Consider the following 23,653-nt stretch of genomic DNA (forward strand, 5'->3'; position numbering starts at 1 on the left):
AGACAGGATGTTACGAGTTGCTTACCAGATTTATACAATTTGAAACTCTGCTTAGCTGATGTTTCAATGTATTTATTAGTATTCTTTCCCACCGAAAGTTCCTCCAAAATGTTTTGTGAGTTATTTAATTATGAATAGCACATAATATTTATTCACAAATCAATCCTAATGCAGCTCCTCCAAAGCTCCATTTATAGACCATACCCACATATTAAATATACTAATGTTTTTTGAATATAAACACAATAGCATTATTGTTACCCTATCATTTGTAAAATAGTATACAATATAATTACATTTAGTATATATTTTGAACTCTCAGACGAAATATTAATACAATAATTTTAGTTTTCACACACTTATTTAAGGATACAGTTATGAATTATTTAGAACAATACGAACTCTCTTGGAAACCAAAACTCAGTGAAAATACGTCTGCAATTCTAACGCAACTGAAAATCACTTTAAAAAAAGATATCAGTGAGGGAAAATTAACTCCCGGAACTCGCCTACCATCTCAGCGAGAATTAGCTTACTATTTAGATGTTCACTACTCAACCATTGGAAAATTGTATCGTTGGGGAGTTGAGAACGGCATATTAAATACAAGTATTGGCAGTGGAACTTTCATCTCACTTTGGTCTGATGCCTCCAAAACAGTTTCCAAACGCTCAAAAAACTCAGATATCTACGATTTAGGTCTTGTTAGTTCGTTTGATGAATGTAATTCATTCGTGATTGATGCAATTTCAAAGACTTACAAGAACGTTGCTACAATGCCCATCTCTTAAGTTACGATAATCCTCTTGGAACAGATAAACAGCGAATTGTTGGTATTAATTGGTTGAAAACACAAGGTGTTCATGCTGATGTTGACTCAATGTCAATTGTCTCTGGTGCTCAAAATGCATTAGCGATTATTCTATCAACTCTATTCAATCCTGGTGATCGCATTGTTGTCGATGACTTCACCTATGTGAACTTCATTGAACTTGCGCGCTTAAATAAAATCGAATTGGTTCCTATTAAATCAGATTCAGAGGGTATGCTCCCCGACAAGCTTCTTCTTGAACAAACAAAAAAACAAATTTCAGGAGCTTTTTTAATGCCATCATGCAATAACCCTCTTGGATTTCAGATTAGTGAAACTCGTCGTAAAGAGCTTGCAAAAATTTTCGAGCAGTACGAAACCATTATTATTGAGGATGATATTCATTCATTTTTAACAACATATTCTCAAAAAAATGTTCTTAGTCCATTTCAACAACTACTACCAAATCAAACAGTTTATATTGCAAGTATGTCAAAATTTATTTCTCCTGGAATCAGAATTGCATTTTTGGTATATCCCAAGAACTTCAAAAAATCAATTGAAGATGGTATTTTTAATATCAATGTTCAAAGTTCATCATTAGATGCCGAAATCATTTCTAATATTTTGACTTCCGATATATCACAACAAATTCTAGAAAAAAAATTCACTCTCACAAAACAGGCGAATGAGATATTCGATAAATATTTCAATGTTCCACGCCCAAGTAATCTTTTTCCTTTTTATCGAATAATACCATTGAAATTTTCTCCTTCAATGCAGGAGGTCGAGAATTATTTTTATCAAAATGGTATACAAGTGATTCATTCTAATCGTTTTAGTATTAAAAAAGAAGGTTCAAACTTTATTCGAGTTTCTTTATCATCTCTAAATAGTCTCGAAGAATTAAATTGTGCTTTAAGCCTGCTGGCAAAATGTGACAAATTTTTCTCCCCCGACGTTCTCAACAAAATTAAATAACATTCAGCTTTTCTATGTACAAGAAAACACCTATATATAGCTTATCACTATTATATAGGTGTTTTTATTACAAATAAGGTGACACAAATCGACAGATTTATAAAATGTCATTAAATCTTATTTAATTTTTGTAGAATTTCGCGCGCATTTTGGTACAGACTGTCGTTCAGACGATTACTACGATAATTTTCTAAAACCTCTTCTGTGAAATTATACCGTCGAATTCCATCTGGATTAAACTGATACATATCCACAAGCCATTGATCGAGCCCAACTTCTGATCCATTAATGTTCTTGATCTCTTCCTTATATGAAGAAACTTCGCGAACACTAAGAACAGATTCAAATACTGATTGTTTGAATTGCATGCCCGATCGAATTAAAGAACCAATTTTTTTCAGACTTTCAATTTTACTCTGGTAATCTTCTATTGAGATGCCATTGATCAATTCTTGAAGTTGACTCAAATCGTCTATAACCCATCCAATATTGTTTTCAACTACATACTGTGCTAATGACATTTTAGACCAAGTAATAATTGGTAATTCTGCTGCAAGATACATTGAAAACTTATGTGGCGTGTTCAATTGTTCATACAAACCCTTACCCCCTCTTACATGTGGGTAGCTCAAAGAATCCCAAACCAGGCCGAAGGAACCATCTAACATTGTAATGAGTGCATCCGGATCGAACTTTCCTTTATACTCAGAATTTTTATGTTCGGCAAGAAATACACTAACTCCATATTCACCACTTGATGCTCCATAAATATTGAATGAAATTTCAGGTGCGCCTTCCAAAAGTTCATCAATATATCTTGCCTTCTCAAAACTTCCCGCGAAGACAACAACATTGCTTTTTTTTCTAGTCTCTGGAATCATTGGCGTTTTAAATCCATGTGGTCCTGAAACAATGATCGGTTTCTGAAAATTTATATCTCGACGAATTCGACTTGCCATAGCTTCAGTAGGAGCAATCAATGCATCATAATTTTGCAACCCTTTGATTGCCGTATGATAATGAAAAGGTACGTTGACTTCCCCATTCTCAGAATCCTCAAAATTACCCCGAAATAATTCAAGATCGTGAATATATCCTACCACCTTGGCTCCAAATATATGTGCTTTTCTAAAAAAATATTCAACATGTTTTGGTGAATTCGTACCATTAGGAAATAACTGAATGATAACATCTCCAACTTTTACACCTCCCAATAGTCCATCCATTCGCCCGTTCAAAACATTATCTGGTTCATCATCCCAGCGATATGCAAATTCATTTAATTCTTTCGCTCCAATTTCGCTTAAAAAATCATACGCGTCTTGCCTTGCCTTGCCAGCAGCACCGTTTAAGCGAAATGGCACATTTCGACTCGCTGTTCCAACTTTCATATACCAAATTGTCATATTTTATTCCCTCATATATATTCCATCATGTCCGATAATTATTGATTTATCCATTCTATCAATATTTGTCCCAAATTATTCGACTACTCAGTTGAATAAAAATATACCGGTCTTTTATTAAGCGATTGGGTCTGTCGGTGATTATTTGGGAACAATTGATGAATCGCTTGTTTGTCTTGATTTGATATCACAACTGGTGTTGATAACACAACAGTTTGAATATCTCGCATCAACGGAGGTGTTGTCAGTGTACCAACATATTCGAAATAATCAAAATTTTTAGGTAAAAAAATTCCCAAATTTAATATCTTTGTATTTTTGCAAATAACGTCTGATATATCATGTTTTTGAAATTTACTGGTAGCTTCTAAAAAAATGGCAAATACCAAAGTGTCTTCCTCACATCGGAAAACAAAATGCACCTCAGCTGAAAAGAATTCACTATCAATACAATGTTCACTTCCATCATGAAAATGAAATCTTACTAGGTTATAAGTTTTATCTTTATATAATAGTTTTCCGTCAGCAAAATATTGTCTTCCAATTTCCCATTCTTCAAATGCGAATGCCTGTTCAGTCGGAAATGTTAATGAAATTTGGCTTTTCGATAATTTTTGAATAACGTTATCGACCTTTGATAATGCAATCGGTGACTGCCAATCAGTATCCGCATACCAATCATCCTGTTTTTCGTAATTAATATGACGCATTCGATTTCCTTTCAACATTGCTCAAATCGCAACTTTTTTTATGCAAATAATTATTCAAAGAAAATTCGACAAATAATTACATTCATATTATCAGATTATTAATAAAAAATAAATATTTCACGCAATATTCTTATTAAATTTAATAGTCACTAATGTTTGTTATTATCACATCATGGTATGCTAGAATTATTATTTCACACAAACGGGGTATTTATTATGAATGAGATTTCAACACAGTATATTCGCAATTTTGCAATAATCGCCCACATTGATCACGGAAAATCAACACTGGCTGATCGTATTATGGAGATGACTAGCACTGTGAGTAATCGTGAAAGTTCGGCTCAACAGCTTGATGACTTAGCAGTAGAAAAAGCCCATGGTGTCACCATCAAATCACGCGCTGTTCGAAATTATTATAAAGATGATAAAGACCAAGAATATCAATATAACCTTATTGATACACCTGGCCATGTCGATTTCAACTATGAAGTCTCACGCTCACTATCAGCTACTGATGGTGTGTTACTCGTGGTCGATGCAACTAAAGGGGTTCAGGCCCAAACTGTTGCTAATTTTCGACTCGCTAAAGAAGCAAATCTAACTATCATCCCCATTATTAATAAAATTGATAATCAGATGGCTGATGTTGAAAAAACATCTGAAGAAATTTTAGCTTTAGATTCGAATTTTGAGGCATCTGAGATTCTGAAAATTTCAGCAAAAAGTGGGCTTGGCGTTGATGATGTATTACTCGCCATCCGTGATCGTATACCAGCCCCAATTGGTGACCCAAATGCATCACTAAAAGCCCTTGTCTTTGATTCAAAATTCGATCCATACAAAGGTGTAATCGTTCAAGTTCGAATTTTCGACGGTACACTTAACGCCCAATCCGAGCTTTTATTTATGGCCAACCAAGTGACAACTACGAATAAAGAAATTGGTATCTTCACGCCCCAAATGACTAACTTAAAAGCACTCTCAGCTGGTGATGTAGGTTATATCGTGACTGGGATTAAAGATGCGAATACGGTTCGAATTGGCGATACTGTTACTTTGGCTAAGGTGCCGATTCAAGACACATTGCCTGGTTATCAACAAGTGGAACCAATGGTATATGCTGGTCTATTTCCAAAGAATACAGAATACAAAGATCTTAAAAATGCAATTGAAAAGCTGGCTTTAAACGATGCCGCTTTTCAATATGAACCTGAGCAATCCGAAGCCCTTGGTATGGGCTTTCGTGGTGGATTCCTAGGCATTTTTCACCTACAGATCATCCGTGAACGCTTATTGGAAGAATTTGCTTTAGAAGTACTCACAACGATGCCAAACTCAACTTTTCGTATTTCACTCAAAAATCATGCCAACCCAATTTATGTTGAAAATCCCATTCGATTTCCATACTGGGCTGATATTGAACGAGTCGAGGAACCATTCGTTCATGCGAAAATGACATTGCCCAATGACATGTTAAACGATATTATGCGGCTGGCAGAAGGTCGTCGAGGTACTTTAGAAGATTTGGATACCCTTGGTTCAATGCTCGTTGTCACATACCGGATGCCAATTTCAGAAATTGCCTATGATTTTTTCAATGAACTTAAATCAGCCTCACACGGCTTTGCTACCCTATCAACAGAGATAGCCGGTTATGATGACTCTGACCTCGTGAAAATGGAAATTGCCATTGATTACGGCAATGTCGATGCTTTAACTATGATCATTCATCGACATAAAGTCGACCGCATTGCGCAAGATACAGTGAATAAATTACGTGATCTTGTACCACGGAAATTACAAGCGATGCCGGTTCAGGCGATTGTTGAAGGCCGTGTCGTTGCACGTGAAAATATCCCCCCCTCCGAAAAGTCGCTGCCAAAGGCACCACCGTTTCAAAAAAGCAACAACAATTACGCCGATCAGGACAGGCGAAATCAAATATTGAGTTGCCTCAGGCCGTGTTCGACGCAATTTTGGATATGAATAACTAAATAAAACACCATTAACACTGGATGCAGACTACCTCTTGTTTGAGATTTTCTACCACGTTAATGGTGTTTTTATATATTTTTATTATGCTTGATGTCCTGAACCAAATACTTTGATGCGTTCATCTAGAGCAGATTCAATCGCTGCTACGCCCGGTGCAAGGAATTTACGTGGGTCATAATTTTTACCAATTAAGTCTTGATCAGATAAGACATAATCCCTAATCGCTTGATGAAAGGCTAATTGCGCCTCTGTATTCACATTAACCTTAGCGACACCAAGTTTAATCGCTGCATTAATATGATCATCAGGGATTCCCGAACCACCGTGAAGTACAATCGGCATCTCATGACCTGCGACTTCGTTGGCAGCAACTGCAATGTCTTTAAGATGCTCAAGGTTAAGTCCTTGCCAGTTATCAGGGTAAGCACCGTGAATATTACCAATGCCAGCCGCTAAAAAGTCAATACCAGTCGCAACCATTGCACGAACGTCTTCAATTGGTGCAATTTCTCCAGCACCAATGACGCCATCTTCTTCACCACCAATTGAACCCACTTCTGCTTCAACTGATACACCTTTTTCATGGGCTAGCGCTACAATTTCACGTGTTTTTGTTAAATTCTCTTCGACCGGTAAATCTGACCCATCAAACATCACTGATGTGAAACCGGCCTCAATTGCGGCTTTTGCCCCCTCAAAAGTACCATGGTCTAAATGAATTGCAATCGGTACCGTAATTGACATTGCATCGTGTAAATTACGGATCAAATTGGCGACAACTTTAAAACCACCCATATACTTAACTGCACCCATGGATACAGCAACCAGCGTTGGTGCCTGTTCAGCCTGGGCAGTCCGTAAAATAGCTTGTGTCCACTCCAAATTATTCGTATTAAATGCCCCAATTGCGTACTGTTTTTGACGCGCATTTTGAATCATTTTTGTTCCTGCTTCAATTGTCATTATCTTCTCCTTGTTACTTTAATTTTGGTTTATCTTCCCATGTCGATGTTTCAAACATGTCAACTGGCCCGTGTAAATCTAACTGAAAAGATGCGTTCGCTTTTTCTAATGCCTCTCGCTCCGACATTTTTTCCTGTTCAAAAATTTTTGCGGTGGCTAGTAATAATGAAACTAATTGACCCTCCGCCTGCCATGTCATTTTTTCATCATGTGCATATTGAATCCAAGCAGTGCCACTATTCATATCATCCCATTCAGCAGCACCATGATAAGGCCGATCATCAATTAAGATGCCGCCATTTGCACGAGCAACACCTTTTTGATGGGTCATCACAACACGTTTATAAAATGGACTGTGTTCATCATTTCCAAAATATTCGGTCAACCAGTCAATTTTGTCCGTCCATGCACTTGGATTTTCCCATGGTGCAGTCGATAAAATATACATTTCAAAAACCTGCGATAGTTGATTAACTCCTTGAACTGCACCTTCAATTGGTACTAAATGTTTAAAAATCCCTGGAATTTGATCTGGTTTTTTTACACCATAATCTGCGATCCGATCAACTACCCGATTCAAAACGGGTAACGTATCAACAAGCATATTATCCATATCTAAAAATAGTTTAGGTTTATTTCCCATTTTTCCTCCTTGAGACGTCATCAACTTCAAACAACGTTATTGATATTATACAATCATCATCCAATTAAATTATTATTTAGGTCGGACGTTATCATTACTTTAAACTATTAGAAAAACGCTTACCATTACTGTCAATTCAACCCGAATGTTGATTTTAATCACATTGAAATCTAATTATTAAAACATAAAAAAAACAAACCTACGTTAATAGGTTTGTTCTCATACTTAATGATAAACAATTGTTTACCAAGAAGCTTTTTTAACACCAGGAATCAATCCCTTGTGTGCCAATTGACGGAAGTTCAAACGTGACATACCAAACTCACGCATGTAAGCGTGTGGACGTCCATCAAGTTGATCACGATTGTGCATACGTACAGGTGATGCATTACGAGGAAGTTTTGAAAGACCTACGTAGTCTCCTGCTTCCTTTAATGCGGCACGCTTTGCAGCATACTTAGCAACTGTTGCTTCAATTTTCTTAGCCTTAGCGATCTTTGACTTCTTAGCCATGGTTACTTAACCTCCTTGAATGTTGTAACTTTGCGCAACTTTGGAGAATATTTCTTTAACTCCAAACGGTCAGGCGTGTTACGACGATTCTTAGAAGTTAGGTAGATACGCTCACCTGTTTCGGCGGCTTCTAACAAAATGTTAATGCGCATTAACATACTCCTTGAATTAATGAGAATTTGGGTGGCTGCCACCACCCACTAATGTAAACGACAGATTTAGCTGCATGGGCTAAATCCCAAGCTTGCGTCGTGTCACAATAGCTAGTAAATTACAAATACTAATACTACACGGTTTATTGATGAATTGCAAGTGATTTCAACTAATTGTGTAAAGTGATTTCACTTTACAGTGTCACACCCATTCGATTAATACAATAATTGCTATTTCTACTTCTGATATAAACGCATAAAACGCCAACTTGTATAAATAAACGGCATATACATAGCATCCGTACTTAATTGATCAAATGCCCCCGCGAATGGCCAATCTAATGCCCTAACAATGAATAAAGCGAGCATAAATACCAAACTCATCGCCCCAGATAAGCGCCAAACCAGCGTTAATGTGGGTTGGTTAGCTGTTTGCCAAAGAAAACTAATTTTCACCATTAGAATCGCGATAAATCCGCTCACAAACATCAGCAGTAAATCATGTCCCGTGAGCATATATGGCTCTTTAACAACCTCTGCAATAGTCATTGTTGGTACTATCCAAATTATAACCTGTAGCGCGACATATCCGACTAGTAAATCACGCAATCGATGTTGGAGGTCACTCTGTTTATCGTGTACAGCATACTGCATCAATGCAACTAAGAAAAAAATAATCAGCACGGAACGTAACAAGTCTAAATTCACAAACACTTGTCGATATGGACTGTCACTTGCAGTTAAGACTGATGTCATATATTGAATGGGCCGATATAGTGGCCAGACTAGTACGCCAAATAAAGGTTGCAAAATAGCTAACACACCGCCAAACAAACTCAGCCCCCACAAATATTGATTTTGCCACCATTGTTGTTTCATTTGTTTAATCCTTTAAGTTGAGCTCAGAGATTTTCAAAATTGTTGCAACAGCTTGTTGCATAACAGTAGTGGACACATACTCAAAGCGACCATGCATATTTTCACCACCTGCAAAAATATTTGGTGTTGGTAAGCCCATGAACGTGATTTTAGAACCATCTGTCCCCCACGCACTGGCTCGATAATTGGTTCAATATCTAACGCAATCATTGCAGCTTTAGCTAAATTAACAGACGTCATATCATCTTTTAAAATTTCGCCCATATTATAATACTGATCCTTCAATTCAACGGTAATGCGTTGAACATCAAACGCCTGATTCATCTGATCAGCGATAGTTTCTAATCGGGACTTACGTTGATTAAATCGCTCACGATCATGATCACGAACAATATAGCGCAATTCTGCGGATTCTGGAGTGCCAGTAATTCCCATTAGATGCCAAAACCCCTCACGACCAGTAGTGTGTTCTGGTCGATCATGAACAGGTAGCGCCGCATGGAAATCGATCGCAACTTGGATTGCATTAATCATGGTATCCTTGGCTGAACCTGGATGCACGTTTAATCCTTGAATCTTAACCCGCGCATCAGCTGCAGAAAAAGTTTCCCATTCTAATTCGCCCAAAGGACCACCATCCATCGTATATGCAAAATCCGCTCCAAATTCAGAAACGTGAAAGTGATCCGCACCAATCCCAATTTCTTCATCCGGTCCAAAAGCAAAGACTAACTTACCATGCGGAATTTCTGGATGGGCAATTAAATATTCTGCAGCGGTCACAATTTCAGCAACCCCAGCTTTATCATCTGCTCCCAATAAAGTTGTCCCATCGGTAGTAATCAAAGTATGTCCTTGATATTTCTTTAGGCTTGGAAACTGCTTTGCTGTTAGTGCATACTCATCATTTAATCGAATATCCGAATGACCATCATAATTTTCAACGATTTGTGGCTGAATATTCTCAGAATTAAAATCAGCTGTATCAACGTGAGCAATAAAGCCAATTGTTGGTACCGACTGCTCAATGTTTGCTGGTAACTCAGCAAATACATAACCATCACTCGTAGTACGCACATTAGTCAACCCAATCGTTGATAATTCTTGACTCAAATCCGCCAAGAATGCGACCTCTTTTTCATCTGATGGCACCGTCGTTGACATCTCATTTGAACGTGTATTCACTTTCACGTATTTAATAAATCGGTCCGTTAAGTGCGGATATAAATCGTTTGTCATTTCCAACCTCTTTTCAAAAAATTATTTCTAGTACGACGTTTTAAAAAACATACGTATACGGGTCAGTGTTAATTGTGGATGCAAACACCTTATCTAGCTGCCATTGCATTGCACGATTCCATTCTTGAATTAAGTTAACCATCTTCGCCTTAGCGACCGCTTCCATGTGGTGATCAGGATCGATGACAACAAAGTCGTCGGCTAACACATCATGTGCCGTATGGTAATACAAATCAGCCGTTACAAATGCGTCTGCTCCAGCAGCTAATGCCACAGGGTATTCACGACCACCATCGCCACCAAGGACAGCAATGGTCTTTATTGAACGCTGTAAATCGTTTGCGATCACACGAACGGCAACCACACCAAACTTTTCTTTAATGAATTGCGCGTATTCCTCAACTGTCAGTGCTGTATCAAGCTGACCAATACGGCCAATTCCTGTCACGCCATCATCATTTGGCAACAATGGTTTAGTTGCATGGATTTGTAACGTCTCAGCTAACCAATCATTCATCCCGCCTTTGGTCGCATCTAAATTCGTATGAGCGCTATATACGACAATCTGGTGTTTTAGTAAATCAGCGTACATTTTATTTTGTGGTGACGATAAATCCAAATCGCGTGCAGGTTTAAAAATTAACGGATGGTGCGAAAAAATAAAATCAACGTGTTTCTCAATCGCCTCTTGAACAACCTCAGGTCGAACATCCAACGCTGTCATTACTGTATGAATTTCTTGCCCTGGATCTCCCAATTGCAAGCCAATGGGATCAGCCTCCCATGCCAACTCACGAGGCGCATAGGCTTCGATTTTAGCAATCAAGTCACTTGCTTTCATACTGTAAAGCCTCCTGAATCTGTCTGGATTGTGTTGCGTAGGCTTGATATGCCGCGCTTTCAGCTTTTTTTGCAGCTTGCAATCGCACAAGAATATGTTGAATTCGCTCTAATTCATCGTGCCAATGCTGTTGCCATACAGAATTTTGCCGTTTCAGATGATAAGGGCCAAAGTGCAATTCAATGTCTGAAAAATGCGACTCACCTGGTTCTGCCACCAAAACTTCATAATAATGATGATCTTCATAAACAATTGCCTCATCAATCAACGCATAGCCATTCGCCTGTAACCAAGCTCTCACTACTAATACATCTGTATTAGGTTGTAAAATGAGGCGTTGATAATTTTGTTCTTGTTCATGACCAGAAGCTAAAATATCTGCAATTAAACGGCCTCCCATCCCGGCAATAACCACCGTGTCGATTGCATCATCCGGTTGAATCGCTGCAAACCCATCACCCAGGCGTGCAATCAACTTTGACTCTAAATGAGCCTTATGCACTTCGTGTTCGACATTTGCCAACGGCCCCGGTGCAACCTCCCCGGCGATACCAAACGCAATGCGCTGATTAAGTAATAAATTAGCTGGCAAATAAGCGTGATCCGACCCAATATCTGCTAATCGCGCATTATCGGGAACAAAGCTGGCAACCAGTGCCAAACGTTTGGATAAATTCAATGCATCCATCGCCATTCCTCCATTTTATAATATTGTTCTCATTTTATCACAAATGACTATTGCTTTTCAGTAACTCCAAAAGGACTTTACGAAGTCACAAAAAAAGACCTCTTAACTAACATATCCTGCATCTACTTTTAATCGTAGTACCATATACATATTAATCACAAGATCTAATTGAGCTATTCAGTCAATCATTTAATTAGGTAGCCTGAATATGTCGACAAGCCGTCAACGATTATCGTGTTAATTCTGGGAACCATAGTGAAATTTCACGTAAAGCATTATCAGGTGAATCAGACCCGTGAACAACATTGCGTACCTCATCACCTGGCCAATCACGTCCGAAATCACCTCGAATTGTCCCAGGCGCAGCTTCTGTAGGATTCGTTGTCCCCATTAAAGTACGCCAACCTTTAACAACATTATCGCCCTCAACAACCATCGCCACCACAGGGTGTTCCATCATATAATGCATCAGACCTGGGAAAAACGGACGATCAACTAATTCAGCATAATGTGCACGCAACAGCGTTTCATCTGCTTTGATCATTTTCATATCGATGATATCATAGCCCTTACGTTCAATTCGGCGAACAATTTCACCTACCTTTTTTTGCATCACACCATCTGGCTTAACAATTGCTAATGTTCGTTCAGTCATTTTTATTCCCTCTCAATTCATTGATTACAAATCTATTATACCGAAAAATGTAATCGTTTTCATGTTTAATTTAATATTATTACATACGTCTTGAGAGACTATGCCTATGTTTATCATAATAAATTCTAAACATTGCACGACTTTAAAATCATCCTAATTGACGCCGATTAAAAATCTTTTGATGTCGTTTCTCTAGCCCATGCAGAATTATTGATTCATGTGGTGGTTGATTCATTTCAGTCGTTTTCTGTCGACGCTGTTTTTCACCCCGCCGGCCATCACGATCACCTTTTTGCTTATCTAAACTCTTCAACCGATGTTCGGGTCCGGTGCCATTATGTGGCTGATGTTTTTTTGTATCCTGATGTGCTTGTTTGCTATTTTTCTGCTGTCTGATTTGATGCGACAAATTGGATTTATCTGTCGCATGTTCTTTGTGTGGTATCATTTTTTTCTCAGGTGATGGCGTATTTTCGACAACTTTTTGCGTCATTGTCTGAGTCACCGCTTGCGGATCTTCCGTCGTAACAGATTTTACAATGATATACAAATAAGACGTCACCTCGCGCCACTGCCATTTCCCTTTAAATTGTTGCAAAGCCTTACGCCATGTCACTTGATATGCGACTACCTGATGATGCGCATAAGCTGGTGGTAATTGATCACTTTTTTTAAGAACATATCGATTTAAAATTTTTAATTCCTGATTTTGACTCACCCATGTGTTAGCCAACGACAATGTGTCATCCGCTAGATTCGAGACACTGCCTATATTGATCCAATTGATTGCCGATTCTTTCATTTCAAATGGCCTCACTTATTCTTCTTCAGTTTCATACAAAGCAACCATCTCGTAGTCCTCTGGATTTAGTTGAACATATTGTTTCAACGCTTCCTTCGCCAGTATCTGTTCCCCTTCATCGCGGAAATAGAAATAAGCTGACTTTAAGAACTGATCATTATCAATAAAGAAAGGCATCGCAGCATGCCAATACTTGGTAGCCATTTCATATGATTCAATACCAGTATATGCACGAGCTAAATCCCAATACCACTGCGGATCAATATCAATTTCATCATCTTCAAGATAATCATTTAACAAATTAATCATCTCAACAAATCGTTCATGATCTAGCAATAATTGAGTATAGTCATTGACTAAAATTAGGTTATCCGACGTGTTCGCCAAACCAGTTGTATAAAGTCGTTCTGCTTGTGTATCGTCGCCTAATCGGCGGGCAACACGCGCTGCATTTTCATAACTTTTGACATTAAATTGATCAACAGCTAAGCCTGCTTGATACGTACTTAGCGCTTGCTCCAATTTCTCTCGTTGTTCATATAACCGACCAAGTGGATTATAAACGGCTGCATACGATGCGTCCAAATCAATCAATTTTTCAAACTCAGCAACAGCTTGATCTTGCGTCTCTTCATTACCAGCATAAATCATACCTAGCTGGAATCGAACATCCGACGTCATTTCTGCCGCTTTAATTTGTTCTAAATAAGCTAATGCTTTTTCGTTATCTCCAATTAAGGCATAGGCAACGCCAATCCGAGAAACAATGTCGACACCTGAAAAATAACGTTCCCCAGTAGCTAATAAGCCACGATAAAACGGAATTGCTTCTGAATATTTGGCCGACCCATTATAAAATTCTGCTAGCGCAAATTGAATAACAGGTTCATCAGGCGCTAGACGATAGGCTTCCATTAGCTTTAATTCAGCAGCTTCAGGCAAACCGTCCGACTGATATAAATCAGCAAAAACTAGTAACGCCTCCAAGTACGCGTCTGAATCGGCAGAAATATTTGATAAATACATCAATGCTTCATCGGTTTGATCCTCAGAAATCGCAATTTCTGCTAATTCTGTCCGTAACAAGTCTTCATCCGGATATTTATCTAATAACTTTAAATAGGCGCGTTTCGCATTATTTGAAAACCCTAATGCGTACAACTCCTCAGCTAGCGAATGAACAGTTTCATCATCATCGTGACGTAGAGCGAGTGCAAAAGATTTCTTCGCTTCATCCATTTGGCCCGCATCAAGTTCATCCAACATACGCTGTGAATAACTAGTCATTGTCTATCTCCTTTTTTACAGCCCGCGCTTGCTCCTTCATTTTAGCCAAAAAAGCCTGTCGCATAGCATTTTTATCTGAACGAGACGTGGTTCCCTTTTTCCCCACACCTTGCGCAAAATCATTATTCTTGATTGATCCTTTTGCAGTCATTAGTAGCCATCCTTTGTTCCTGCTCAATTTTGAAATCGCATATTTTCTGATTATGCATGATTGCACAATTACATTTAAAATTTAGGTCTCAAACTTTTTGGTGTTCGCAACAAACCAGCCCATAATTGTTATCATCAAGATGACACCAACATAAATTACATTTTGTAAAACACCAGTAGGTTTCGCAGCAAAAGCCATACCATACAAAACTGGACCAAGCGCACCAATCAAATAACCACCTGTCTGTGCCATACCGGCTAGACTAGCCGATGCCATAGGATCATTGGTTTTTAGTGCGAATAAAGTCATCAATGACATAAAGAAAAAGCCTGTCACAATACCAATAATGATCGACTCAATACTCCAAAAGACGATTGAAGACGTATTTTGGAAAAAAAGCATCACAGCGCCGATTAATCCAACACCACCAGTACCTAAGATGAGATATGAAATCCCACGATTACTCAATTGTACTAGCAAATTAGGAATAATGGTTGAAATAAACATCCCAACGAATGCATTCAATGACATAGCAAAACCAACTTGACTTGGTGTCAAATGATGAAAACTCATTAAAGTTGGCATCCAGGCCACAAATGTATAGTTAAGCAACGCTTGCCCCCAAATACAACCAAAAATGGCCATGCTCGTAATTGACGCCACGCATTCAACTGCTTCTTTTGTGGCATTTTTGGTTGTGGCTGGTGTCCCACTTCTCCAACTGCTTGCGCGCGATTCATAGAAATTAACCAAACCAAAAGCGCAAGGCCAGACACAACAAGTAACACTAACATAACCGCGGTTACGCCCGCAAAATGCACAATTGGTGCCGTCACTAAATTAAATACAGCCACACCAAACATCATCACTAATGAATAAGCTGTCGTGTACAACGCAATCTTATTTGGCACATATGCCATCAAAAAAGCAGGCATGAGAACATTTAAATGAGCAATTCCCAAACCGATTAAAATCGTGCCTAAAACGACTAATTCGAACTGATTAACCACTCGAATACCTCCACCAACAAAAATCATTGCTAATGCCATTGTTAACGTTCGTTTTAGGCCAAGCCAAGCCACCGTTTTCGCTGCAAAATTTGAAACAACCATAAAAATGACTAGCGGAATTGTCGTCAAAATCCCTAAATTGGCTGGATTAACATGTAGCCGTTGGGCTAGGTTTTCTAGAATCATTGGTAACGTTGTGATTGGGCTTCGCATAACGAAACCAGCCAAGGCAATTGCTAACACAAAACCAAGGCTTATTTTTTTTGTTTTATTTTCCATATATCCTACTTTAATTATATTTAATTACTTTGTTATGCGGTTCATAAACCGACAAAATGGTTGATAGATTAGTCGAGCAACAATGCCACCGGCAATGACCTGGATGATATTACCTGGAATTTCAGTTAGTGTGCTTAAAAACGCAGTCTGCACGACAGCGTGATTTAAAAATTGCAAACATAAACCTGCCAACAAGTAACCGCTAACCATCACTATCCCTCCAAGTAACGCACTGATGAGCCATTGAAATCGACCAGCAATTTTTTTCAAATTCAAGCCAAATAAGTAACCTTCACAACCATGAATGAGCAATGAAAAAAACATCCATTGTGGGTACCCGACCAACAGGTCAATTAAAAAACCTGTTAATCCACCAACAATCATCCCTGCGTGCGGTCCAAGATACCACGCACTCAAAAAGATACCCACTTCAACTAAACTGATAAAGCCAGTCGGCGTTGGTAGACGAAGAAAAAAATTCAAGATTAAGTTGATGGCAACTAATAAAGCCAACAATGCTATTGTTCGTGATGACAATTTCTTATTCATTGCGATTTGCCCCTTGCCAAACATTCCCGAATTCACCAGCGACATGAATCCCATTTTCAATCGCAGTTTGTACAAATTGTTTTGCTGTCGTTACGGCTTTCACCACATCATCACCCAAGGCTAATTGACTAGCAATTGCTGATGAATACGTACAACCTGCACCAGTATTGGTCTGGTTTTCCAATTTTGGTGACTGTAAAATTTCTCGTTTTGTTTGATTCTTTTGTACAAGGACATCAATTGCTTGGCTGGACTCCAACCGATTTCCACCTTTAACGACTACTGCTTGTGAACCATAAATCATGATTTGCTCTGCTAATCTCTCTAGATCAGCGGTTGTTGTCGCCACCTTTTCCCCGGTTAAGAGCAATGCTTCAGGAAGATTCGGTGTCGTCACTGTTGCCAATGGTAACAGCCATTTTTGGTACGCAACTTTCACAGCTTCAACGGATATTTTGTCATCTTCTTTAAAAATCATAACTGGATCAATCACGATTGGCACTTCAGTATTCAATGTCTCTAAGAATTTGGCGATCAATTGAACCATGTCCACATTCGGAATCAGCCCCACTTTGACTGCAGCTATTGCTGACACATCATGTATCGCATCTAGTTGTGCTTTCACCACGTCTAACGCCATTGGATGAATTGCTAATTTCTCATCGTCAATCGTGACAATGCTTGTAATGACACTTAATCCATACAGACCAAGCGTATTAAATGTAGCTAAGTCAGCTTGCACGCCACCACCTGAAAAAATGTCTGCCCCGGCAATCGTCAAGATAATTTTGGGTTTTTTCTTCACTATAATCCCCCCTTATTTTGCATCATACCAAGTCTTTCCTTCGTGCGTCTCTACCTTCAAAGGGACACTTAATTTAACTGCTGAATCCATGATTTTTACAATCAATTCATGCATGATATCTAATTCTTCTGCAGGCACTTCAAAAATCAATTCGTCATGGACTTGTAATAACATTTTTGATTTCAATTGCTTGGCTTGCAGCGTTTGTTGCATTTTAATCATAGCAATCTTGATAATATCGGCCGCAGACCCTTGAATTGGCGAATTCATGGCTGTGCGTTCGGCAAAACTACGCAAATTAAAATTCTTAGCTTTAATATCTGCTAAATATCGGCGTCGATGGGCAATGGTTTCCACATAGCCATGTTCACGCGCAAATTCGATAATCTCAGTTGTCCAAGTTTTGACACCGGCATATTCGTTGAGATACGTATCAATAATTTGTTTAGCTGTCGCGCGATCGGTCCCAATATTCTTAGCTAAACCGAAATCTGAAATACCGTATACAATCCCAAAATTAACTGCTTTGGCCTGACGTCGCATGTTACCATCAACTGGGACTTCAGCTGGAATATTAAAGATACGTCGAGCCGTTGCTGCGTGGATATCTTCATCGTTAATAAACGCATCCTTCATATGTGGATCACCAGTAATATCGGCTAAAACTCGCAATTCAATTTGTGAGTAATCGGCACTTAAGATTGACCAGCCTGCATGACTCGGCACAAATGCGGTCCGAATTTGGCGCCCCTCTTCAAGTCGCACGGGAATATTTTGTAGATTAGGATCAACCGATGACAACCGGCCAGTTTGCGTTAGGGTTTGCAAATAGCGCGTGTGCACTTTTGAATCACTCCCATGAATGACTCGTAGCAAGCCTTCAACGTAGGTCGACTGAATTTTTGCTAATTGGCGATACTGTAAGATTGATTCAACCATTGGCACATCTGTCATTTGCTCCAAGACTTCGACTGAGGTTGAATAGCCAGTCTTAGTTTTCTTTAATGGTTTAAGTCCCATTTCTTCAAACAAAATCACACCAAGTTGTTTTGGCGATTGGATATTGAATTCATGACCAGCTTGCTGATAAATTGTTTGCTCCAGCTCAGAAAGGCGTTCAATGAGCTTTGATTGCATACTTAATAAACGGTCAGCATTAACTGTTATCCCTGTAATTTCCATCTCAGCTAAAACAAAAGTTAATGGTAATTCAATATCGGTGTATAGCGCCATTTGTTCATGTGCTTTAAGCTGTTCAAACATGTCATTTTTTAGGCACCCAATCGCTTGGGCTTTTCGTCCCAGATGTTCAAAAAAGTCTTGATTATTTTCTGGAACTGCAAACTTCGCACCCTTGCCGTATACTTCTTCATCGGTTGCTACATCAAAATAATTGTTTTCATGTGCCAAAGCACCAAGATCGTTATTATTGTCGTTAACATCGAGTAAATATGCGACTAAGAGTAAATCAAAATCGACACCGTCTAACGGTACATTCAATCGATGCAAGGCGACATAAGTTGCCTTGGCATTAAAAACATTCTTTTTAACGTCTGAATTAACTAGGCAACGATAAACTGGTGTGTCTTGATATAACAATTCTAAATCTCTGGAAGCAAAATAACCATGCTCTGCATTACCGATTACAAACCCAACTGCAGCCGCACGATGATAGTTTTCACCATCCATTTCAAGATAAAAATCAACCTCATTTCCCAGATTTTCAATATGGGCGAGATTATTTGCTGTTAATTCACGGACTTCAATTGGCTGTTGTGCCGACGCTTTTTCACCTGAGATGGTATAACCTTGATTAGCCATTTTGACCAATTGCTGCTTAAAATCAAGGTGTTGATAAAATGGAATCAAGGCTTCATATTGAATACCTTGGTAGTCTAAATCACTCAAGCTAATTTGTAATGGTGCATCCGTTCTAATACGTGCTAAATCACGCGACAAAAAAGCATCATGTTTATAAGCAATCAGATTTTCCTTGCGTTTTGATTTCTTCATTGCATCAATATTTTCATACAATTCAGGAATTGTATTGTACGCTTGAATCAGTGCAATGGCAGTTTTTTCACCAATTCCGGGTACACCTGGATAATTATCTGATGGGTCACCTTGCAAACCTTTAACCTCTACAACCTGTTCTGGCGTCAACCCACCATAAACTTCAGCAACCAATTCGGGCGTATACTTGTCGATTTCGGTTATCCCTTTTTTCGTTAACCATACGGTAATGTTATCACTAACAAGTTGTCGCATATCACGATCACCAGTCACAATTGTGACCGCAAAGCCATCCAGCTCTCCTTGTTTAGCAATCGTGCCGATGATATCATCTGCTTCATAATCAACCAGTTGATAATTCTTTATACCATGCAATTCAACCATTTTTCTTAATGGTTCAAATTGCTCCACTAACTCACTTGGTGTTTTATCTCGATTACCTTTGTAATCATCATAAGTGTTGGTACGAAATGTTGTTTTACCTGCATCCCAAGCGACCAATGCCTTGTCTGGTTTAAACGGATCAACAATACCATCTAATAAATTATTAAAACCAACTAGTGCATTTGTATGAAGGCCCTCGTGGTTCACAAAACGGTCAACCTGATTTATCAACGCGTAAAATGCGCGAAAGGCCAACGAGTTGCCATCGATTAAAAGTAATTTTGGTTTAGCCATTAAAAACCTCTTTCTAACTTGTTTCTGCTCCTCTCATTGTAACAAAAAAAAGACATGCCATGTCAAAATGGTCATCTCTTTCAAAGATTATTCCCTAGCATACCGATTGTCGACGAGAATCATATTTCCCCTCTTACCTGTTCTGTTAACACGTGTCATTAATTGATGCGCTTTAATGCACTACTATCAATAATTTCAATCATCTGTCGGCCCTCTAAACGAATAAGACCTTGATTGCTAAATTCCTTTAACGTTCGACTAATTGACTCTGGTGTCGTATTCAAAAAGGATGCTAAATCTTTTTTCAATAATGGCAAACGAAAGCAATCTGTTCCCTTTTGCATTTGCATTTCATATAGGTAATTTGCCACGCGTTCACGCACACTGCTTAGCATTTGCACTCGCTGCTTTTCAAGCACTAACAAACGCTGTCCCAATTGATTAATGACATTAAGCATTAACTGATTATCACTCATTAATAATCTGTGAAAATCATGTTTACTAATTTGGCAAATCTGACTGTCCAAATTCGCAATTGCATTATTCGAATAACGACCATCGGTGAATAACACCGTTTCACCTTCAAAATCACCTGGTTGCATCATTCTGATTAGTTGTTCATGCCCATCTGGTGTAGTTTGACTAATTTTTACCTCACCAGAGGCTAAAATTGTCAGCTTTTCTCCTGACCACCCTTCGTGATTAATATAATCACCAGCTGTCAGTCGTGACTCATGGACTAAAGTTGCAATTTTTTGTTGGTTTTCATTGGTTAATCCTTTAAAAATTGGCACCATCCCTACACAGTGAATTGCATCATGTTTTGCCATTTCAAGCCCCTATTCATCATCCGTTTTCATATCTTGCCATGCAGCTTGTCGTAAAAAAGCTTCTAAATATCGGATTGCGTCATTATTGTACCCCAACATTTGTGTCAGCACTAGCCCCAGCATCGGTCGATCCTCTCGCTGTGCTAATTTAATTGCGCGTGTCATGAATAAATTAGCAATGTTTAAGTCATTTACGGTTGCAGTAACCATTTCTGTCGCCGTCATATATTTTAAACGACCATCCTCGTTAATTTGCGCATATTCAGTGATTTCAGCAATCGTACTTGGAACAATCTCTCGTTCACTCAATAACAACTCACCCAATTGATCAATTTGTTCTCGATTGTGGCTAATCATTTTTTGATAACGCGCTGATAGCGCTGGCATATCTGTGCCCTCTAAATACCACTTTATTTGATGATATTTAACATCAAGATACCATAAATTCGCCATAATATGGCTACTCATTGCACCTGCAGTTGGTTGATGATGACTTTTTTCTGTCAATTCTAATTCATGTTGATATTTTTCTTCAATGCTATCATTCATTTAACCAACTCCTTTATTTTTACTGATTTAACCGTATATCCCAGAGCAGTCATACGATCTACAATTTGGGTAATTGTAATGATGTCTGGCAGGTACCCAACCTTAATTCGACTGGCATTAAATAATACTTGAACTTGACTGACACCATCTAATTTAGAAAGTGCCCGTTCAATTTTTATCAAGCATGATGGACAACTTAATTCCTCCAGTTGTAACGTTGCACTATTTTTCATTTCAAAACCTCAACTTTCAATCTTGATTGTACCTTTGTCATTGCGATTTGTACTTGATTTAAATCAAGTCACTTCGAGTGCACCAGTCGTAAGGCATTAAAGATAACAACAAGAATACTCAGCTCATGGACAAACATGCCAGTAGTCATTGTAATTAATTGATTAAACAAGCCGATAAATAAAAAAAGTACCACCATAATCGCGATAAAAATATTCTCATACATATTTTTTGTCGTTTGTTTAGCTATTAAATATGCATCGTTTAAATGTTTGAGATTAGCATTAGGTAAAATAATATCAGCAGTTTCAATTGCCACATCGGTCCCGCTCCCCAAGGCGATGCCAACAAATGCATTTGCAATAGCCGGCCCATCATTAATACCATCACCAATAAACGCAGTCCGCTGACCGTTCAGTTCAAGTTGCCTTAAATAGGCTACTTTATCATCAGGCAATAAGTGTGCTTGAACATCTGAAATGTCGAGTTGTTTAGCCACTAATTGTGCACTCGTCATACGGTCACCAGTTAACATTGCCACGTGTTTAATGCCAGCTTGTCGTAACTCCTTAATGACATTTTTAGCTTCTGGACGCACATCATCTTCGACACCAAAAACCGCAGTCAATCGGTTTGAAATTGCCACATAGACCAGTGACACAGATTGGCTTTGCATTTTTAAAATTTGATGCCTAATAGCACCTGTCATTTTGACCTGATTTTTCGTCATTAGTGCTTGATTACCAATTAAGATTGTATCTTTTCCTATTTCTGCCTGCACACCTAACCCAGATTGAATTGCCAAATGATTGACATCTAACATTGATTCTGACGAGGATTGCTGATCAAGATATCGAACCAAGGCTTTCGCAATTGGGTGACCAACCTGCATCTCTATACTTTTAATCATGGTATTAATCATCACATGTGATTCATTAGCAACGGTGTAAACGCTATCTGTCACATTCATATTGCCGGTTGTCAATGTGCCCGTTTTATCAAAAACAACCGCCTCAGTCGATGGTAATTTTGTCATAATATCACCACCTTTAATCACAATGCCCTGTCGTGCTGCACGTCCAATACCAACAACATTCGACACTGGTGCACCAACGACTAAAGCCCCTGGACACCCCAACACAAGCACGGTAATCGCAAGCCGAATATTATGTGTGGCAATAAATGTTACCACCGCAATCAGCAAGACAATTGGTGTGTAACGTGCTGCAAATCGATTAATAAACCGTTCAGCTGGCGACTTTGTATCTTGAGCCGTTTCGATCAATGCTACAATTTTAGCAAATTGTGTATCATCACCGATCTGCGTTACCTGAATTGTCAATGCACCGTCAACCAACATTGTGCCTGAATAAACACCATCTGCTTGGATTTTTTCAACTGGTTGCGCTTCACCAGTCAAACTAGATTCGTCAACTGACCCCGTACCAGCAATAATTTCCCCATCAACTGCGATAACTTCACCGGCCTTTGTTTTGACTTGATCACCAACATCCACTTGCGCCACCGGTACATCTTGCCAAGCTTGATTGGGCATTAATTTATGCACAAATTTTGGCGTCAAATCAGTCAATGCCTTAATCGAAGCGCGTGCACGGTGAATGGCTCGCTGTTCCAATAAATTACCCAAAGCAAATAAAAATGTCACAATTGCGGCTTCTGAAAACTCACCAATGGCAAAGGCCCCGACCACTGCAATGCTAACTAGCAACTCAATACTAATTATATGAAAGCGTATGGATTGTAAGGCTTGAAAAATTATTGGCAATCCAGTTAGCAATGTCGCCACGACGAATCCTAACCAAATAAAAAATGTCTCTGATGCCACTAAGTTTAGTGCTGAACTAATCAGAATTAAAATTAAGGCACTGAGAATTATTGGGCTTTGATACTGTTGATACTTCTTTTGAATCATCACTTACTACCTCCTAATACTCTTAGGATAAGTAATATCACATGATTTTAAATTGAT

The 23,653-nt window shown here is 38.7% G+C and carries 25 protein-coding genes and 2 pseudogenes; 3 read left to right on the forward strand and 24 right to left on the reverse strand.

The window, feature by feature from the left end; all coding sequences use genetic code 11:
* Positions 1 to 20: 20 nt before the first annotated feature.
* A pseudogene (locus H9L19_RS08475) lies at positions 21 to 92 on the reverse strand (hypothetical protein); the annotation flags it as partial.
* Positions 93 to 377: 285 nt separating this feature from the next.
* On the opposite strand from H9L19_RS08475, the gene H9L19_RS08215 reads away from it, so the two are divergent.
* Complete coding sequence (locus tag H9L19_RS08215; RefSeq protein WP_243198180.1) at positions 378 to 791, forward strand: GntR family transcriptional regulator; 414 nt, start codon at positions 378 to 380, stop codon at positions 789 to 791.
* 53 nt (positions 792 to 844) lie between these two features.
* Entirely contained in the window at positions 845 to 1,792 is a 948-nt protein-coding gene (locus H9L19_RS00165; protein ID WP_243198181.1) for an aminotransferase class I/II-fold pyridoxal phosphate-dependent enzyme, read from the forward strand.
* A gap of 110 nt (positions 1,793 to 1,902) precedes the next feature.
* Here the strand turns inward: H9L19_RS00165 and H9L19_RS00170 are convergent, their stop codons facing one another.
* Positions 1,903 to 3,198: a glycosyltransferase gene (locus tag H9L19_RS00170; RefSeq protein WP_187529194.1), complete on the reverse strand. Its 1,296-nt coding sequence runs from the start codon at positions 3,196 to 3,198 to the stop codon at positions 1,903 to 1,905.
* A gap of 83 nt (positions 3,199 to 3,281) precedes the next feature.
* Entirely contained in the window at positions 3,282 to 3,908 is a 627-nt protein-coding gene (locus tag H9L19_RS00175) for a carbonic anhydrase family protein (protein WP_187529195.1), read from the reverse strand.
* 216 nt (positions 3,909 to 4,124) lie between these two features.
* On the opposite strand from H9L19_RS00175, the gene lepA reads away from it, so the two are divergent.
* A complete protein-coding gene (lepA, locus tag H9L19_RS00180) occupies positions 4,125 to 5,897 on the forward strand; it encodes a translation elongation factor 4 (protein ID WP_420855807.1) in 1,773 nt (590 codons plus the stop codon).
* A 90-nt stretch (positions 5,898 to 5,987) separates the two neighbouring features.
* Here lepA and fba read toward each other — a convergent pair whose 3' ends face one another.
* The 21 genes and pseudogenes from fba to H9L19_RS00280 all read right to left on the reverse strand — a co-directional run bounded on the left by fba (position 5,988) and on the right by H9L19_RS00280 (position 23,596).
* Complete coding sequence (fba, locus tag H9L19_RS00185) at positions 5,988 to 6,869, reverse strand: class II fructose-1,6-bisphosphate aldolase (RefSeq protein ID WP_187529196.1); 882 nt, start codon at positions 6,867 to 6,869, stop codon at positions 5,988 to 5,990.
* A gap of 13 nt (positions 6,870 to 6,882) precedes the next feature.
* Positions 6,883 to 7,512: a 5' nucleotidase, NT5C type gene (locus tag H9L19_RS00190; protein ID WP_187529197.1), complete on the reverse strand. Its 630-nt coding sequence runs from the start codon at positions 7,510 to 7,512 to the stop codon at positions 6,883 to 6,885.
* A 243-nt stretch (positions 7,513 to 7,755) separates the two neighbouring features.
* A complete protein-coding gene (gene rpsN / locus H9L19_RS00195) occupies positions 7,756 to 8,025 on the reverse strand; it encodes a 30S ribosomal protein S14 (protein ID WP_187529198.1) in 270 nt (89 codons plus the stop codon).
* Between the two features lie 2 nt (positions 8,026 to 8,027).
* Complete coding sequence (gene rpmG / locus H9L19_RS00200) at positions 8,028 to 8,177, reverse strand: 50S ribosomal protein L33 (protein WP_006845447.1); 150 nt, start codon at positions 8,175 to 8,177, stop codon at positions 8,028 to 8,030.
* Between the two features lie 237 nt (positions 8,178 to 8,414).
* Positions 8,415 to 9,056 (reverse strand): hypothetical protein, encoded by a 642-nt coding sequence (locus tag H9L19_RS00205; RefSeq protein WP_187529199.1) that lies wholly within the window; start codon positions 9,054 to 9,056, stop codon positions 8,415 to 8,417.
* 4 nt (positions 9,057 to 9,060) lie between these two features.
* A pseudogene (gene pepT, locus H9L19_RS00210) lies at positions 9,061 to 10,295 on the reverse strand (peptidase T).
* A gap of 40 nt (positions 10,296 to 10,335) precedes the next feature.
* A complete protein-coding gene (locus H9L19_RS00215; RefSeq protein WP_187529200.1) occupies positions 10,336 to 11,136 on the reverse strand; it encodes a Nif3-like dinuclear metal center hexameric protein in 801 nt (266 codons plus the stop codon).
* Complete coding sequence (locus H9L19_RS00220) at positions 11,123 to 11,824, reverse strand: tRNA (adenine(22)-N(1))-methyltransferase (protein ID WP_187529864.1); 702 nt, start codon at positions 11,822 to 11,824, stop codon at positions 11,123 to 11,125. The genes H9L19_RS00215 and H9L19_RS00220 overlap by 14 nt, the downstream gene beginning before the upstream one ends.
* A gap of 229 nt (positions 11,825 to 12,053) precedes the next feature.
* Positions 12,054 to 12,479, reverse strand: a complete 426-nt coding sequence (gene ndk, locus H9L19_RS00225) for a nucleoside-diphosphate kinase (RefSeq protein ID WP_187529201.1) — start codon at positions 12,477 to 12,479, stop codon at positions 12,054 to 12,056.
* A gap of 148 nt (positions 12,480 to 12,627) precedes the next feature.
* Complete coding sequence (locus tag H9L19_RS00230; RefSeq protein ID WP_187529202.1) at positions 12,628 to 13,281, reverse strand: hypothetical protein; 654 nt, start codon at positions 13,279 to 13,281, stop codon at positions 12,628 to 12,630.
* 15 nt (positions 13,282 to 13,296) lie between these two features.
* Entirely contained in the window at positions 13,297 to 14,568 is a 1,272-nt protein-coding gene (locus tag H9L19_RS00235) for a tetratricopeptide repeat protein (protein ID WP_187529203.1), read from the reverse strand.
* Complete coding sequence (locus H9L19_RS00240) at positions 14,561 to 14,719, reverse strand: hypothetical protein (protein ID WP_187529204.1); 159 nt, start codon at positions 14,717 to 14,719, stop codon at positions 14,561 to 14,563. Before H9L19_RS00240 ends, H9L19_RS00235 begins: the two co-directional genes overlap by 8 nt.
* Before the next feature lie 81 nt (positions 14,720 to 14,800).
* Positions 14,801 to 15,292 (reverse strand): hypothetical protein, encoded by a 492-nt coding sequence (locus H9L19_RS08220; RefSeq protein ID WP_420855808.1) that lies wholly within the window; start codon positions 15,290 to 15,292, stop codon positions 14,801 to 14,803.
* Positions 15,292 to 16,008, reverse strand: coding sequence for an MFS transporter (locus tag H9L19_RS08225; RefSeq protein ID WP_338061919.1), 717 nt, complete (start codon positions 16,006 to 16,008; stop codon positions 15,292 to 15,294). Before H9L19_RS08225 ends, H9L19_RS08220 begins: the two co-directional genes overlap by 1 nt.
* A gap of 24 nt (positions 16,009 to 16,032) precedes the next feature.
* On the reverse strand, positions 16,033 to 16,557 hold the full coding sequence (locus tag H9L19_RS00250) for an ECF transporter S component (RefSeq protein WP_187529205.1): 525 nt from the start codon (positions 16,555 to 16,557) through the stop codon (positions 16,033 to 16,035).
* On the reverse strand, positions 16,550 to 17,362 hold the full coding sequence (locus H9L19_RS00255) for a bifunctional hydroxymethylpyrimidine kinase/phosphomethylpyrimidine kinase (RefSeq protein WP_187529206.1): 813 nt from the start codon (positions 17,360 to 17,362) through the stop codon (positions 16,550 to 16,552). Before H9L19_RS00255 ends, H9L19_RS00250 begins: the two co-directional genes overlap by 8 nt.
* 12 nt (positions 17,363 to 17,374) lie before the next feature.
* Positions 17,375 to 20,053, reverse strand: a complete 2,679-nt coding sequence (gene polA / locus H9L19_RS00260) for a DNA polymerase I (RefSeq protein ID WP_187529207.1) — start codon at positions 20,051 to 20,053, stop codon at positions 17,375 to 17,377.
* A gap of 158 nt (positions 20,054 to 20,211) precedes the next feature.
* The gene (locus H9L19_RS00265; RefSeq protein ID WP_187529208.1) at positions 20,212 to 20,883 is read right to left on the reverse strand and encodes a Crp/Fnr family transcriptional regulator; all 672 of its coding nucleotides are present in this window, start codon (positions 20,881 to 20,883) and stop codon (positions 20,212 to 20,214) included.
* 9 nt (positions 20,884 to 20,892) lie between these two features.
* Positions 20,893 to 21,432 (reverse strand): ferritin-like domain-containing protein, encoded by a 540-nt coding sequence (locus H9L19_RS00270; protein ID WP_187529209.1) that lies wholly within the window; start codon positions 21,430 to 21,432, stop codon positions 20,893 to 20,895.
* Positions 21,429 to 21,665 carry a heavy-metal-associated domain-containing protein gene (locus H9L19_RS00275; protein ID WP_187529210.1) on the reverse strand — a complete coding sequence of 79 codons (237 nt, stop codon included), beginning with the start codon at positions 21,663 to 21,665 and terminating at the stop codon, positions 21,429 to 21,431. Before H9L19_RS00275 ends, H9L19_RS00270 begins: the two co-directional genes overlap by 4 nt.
* A 68-nt stretch (positions 21,666 to 21,733) precedes the next feature.
* A complete protein-coding gene (locus H9L19_RS00280; RefSeq protein WP_187529211.1) occupies positions 21,734 to 23,596 on the reverse strand; it encodes a heavy metal translocating P-type ATPase in 1,863 nt (620 codons plus the stop codon).
* Positions 23,597 to 23,653 lie beyond the last annotated feature (57 nt).

Source organism: Weissella diestrammenae (assembly GCF_014397255.1).
In the GTDB taxonomy this organism is placed as follows: Bacteria; Bacillota; Bacilli; order Lactobacillales; family Lactobacillaceae; genus Weissella; species Weissella diestrammenae.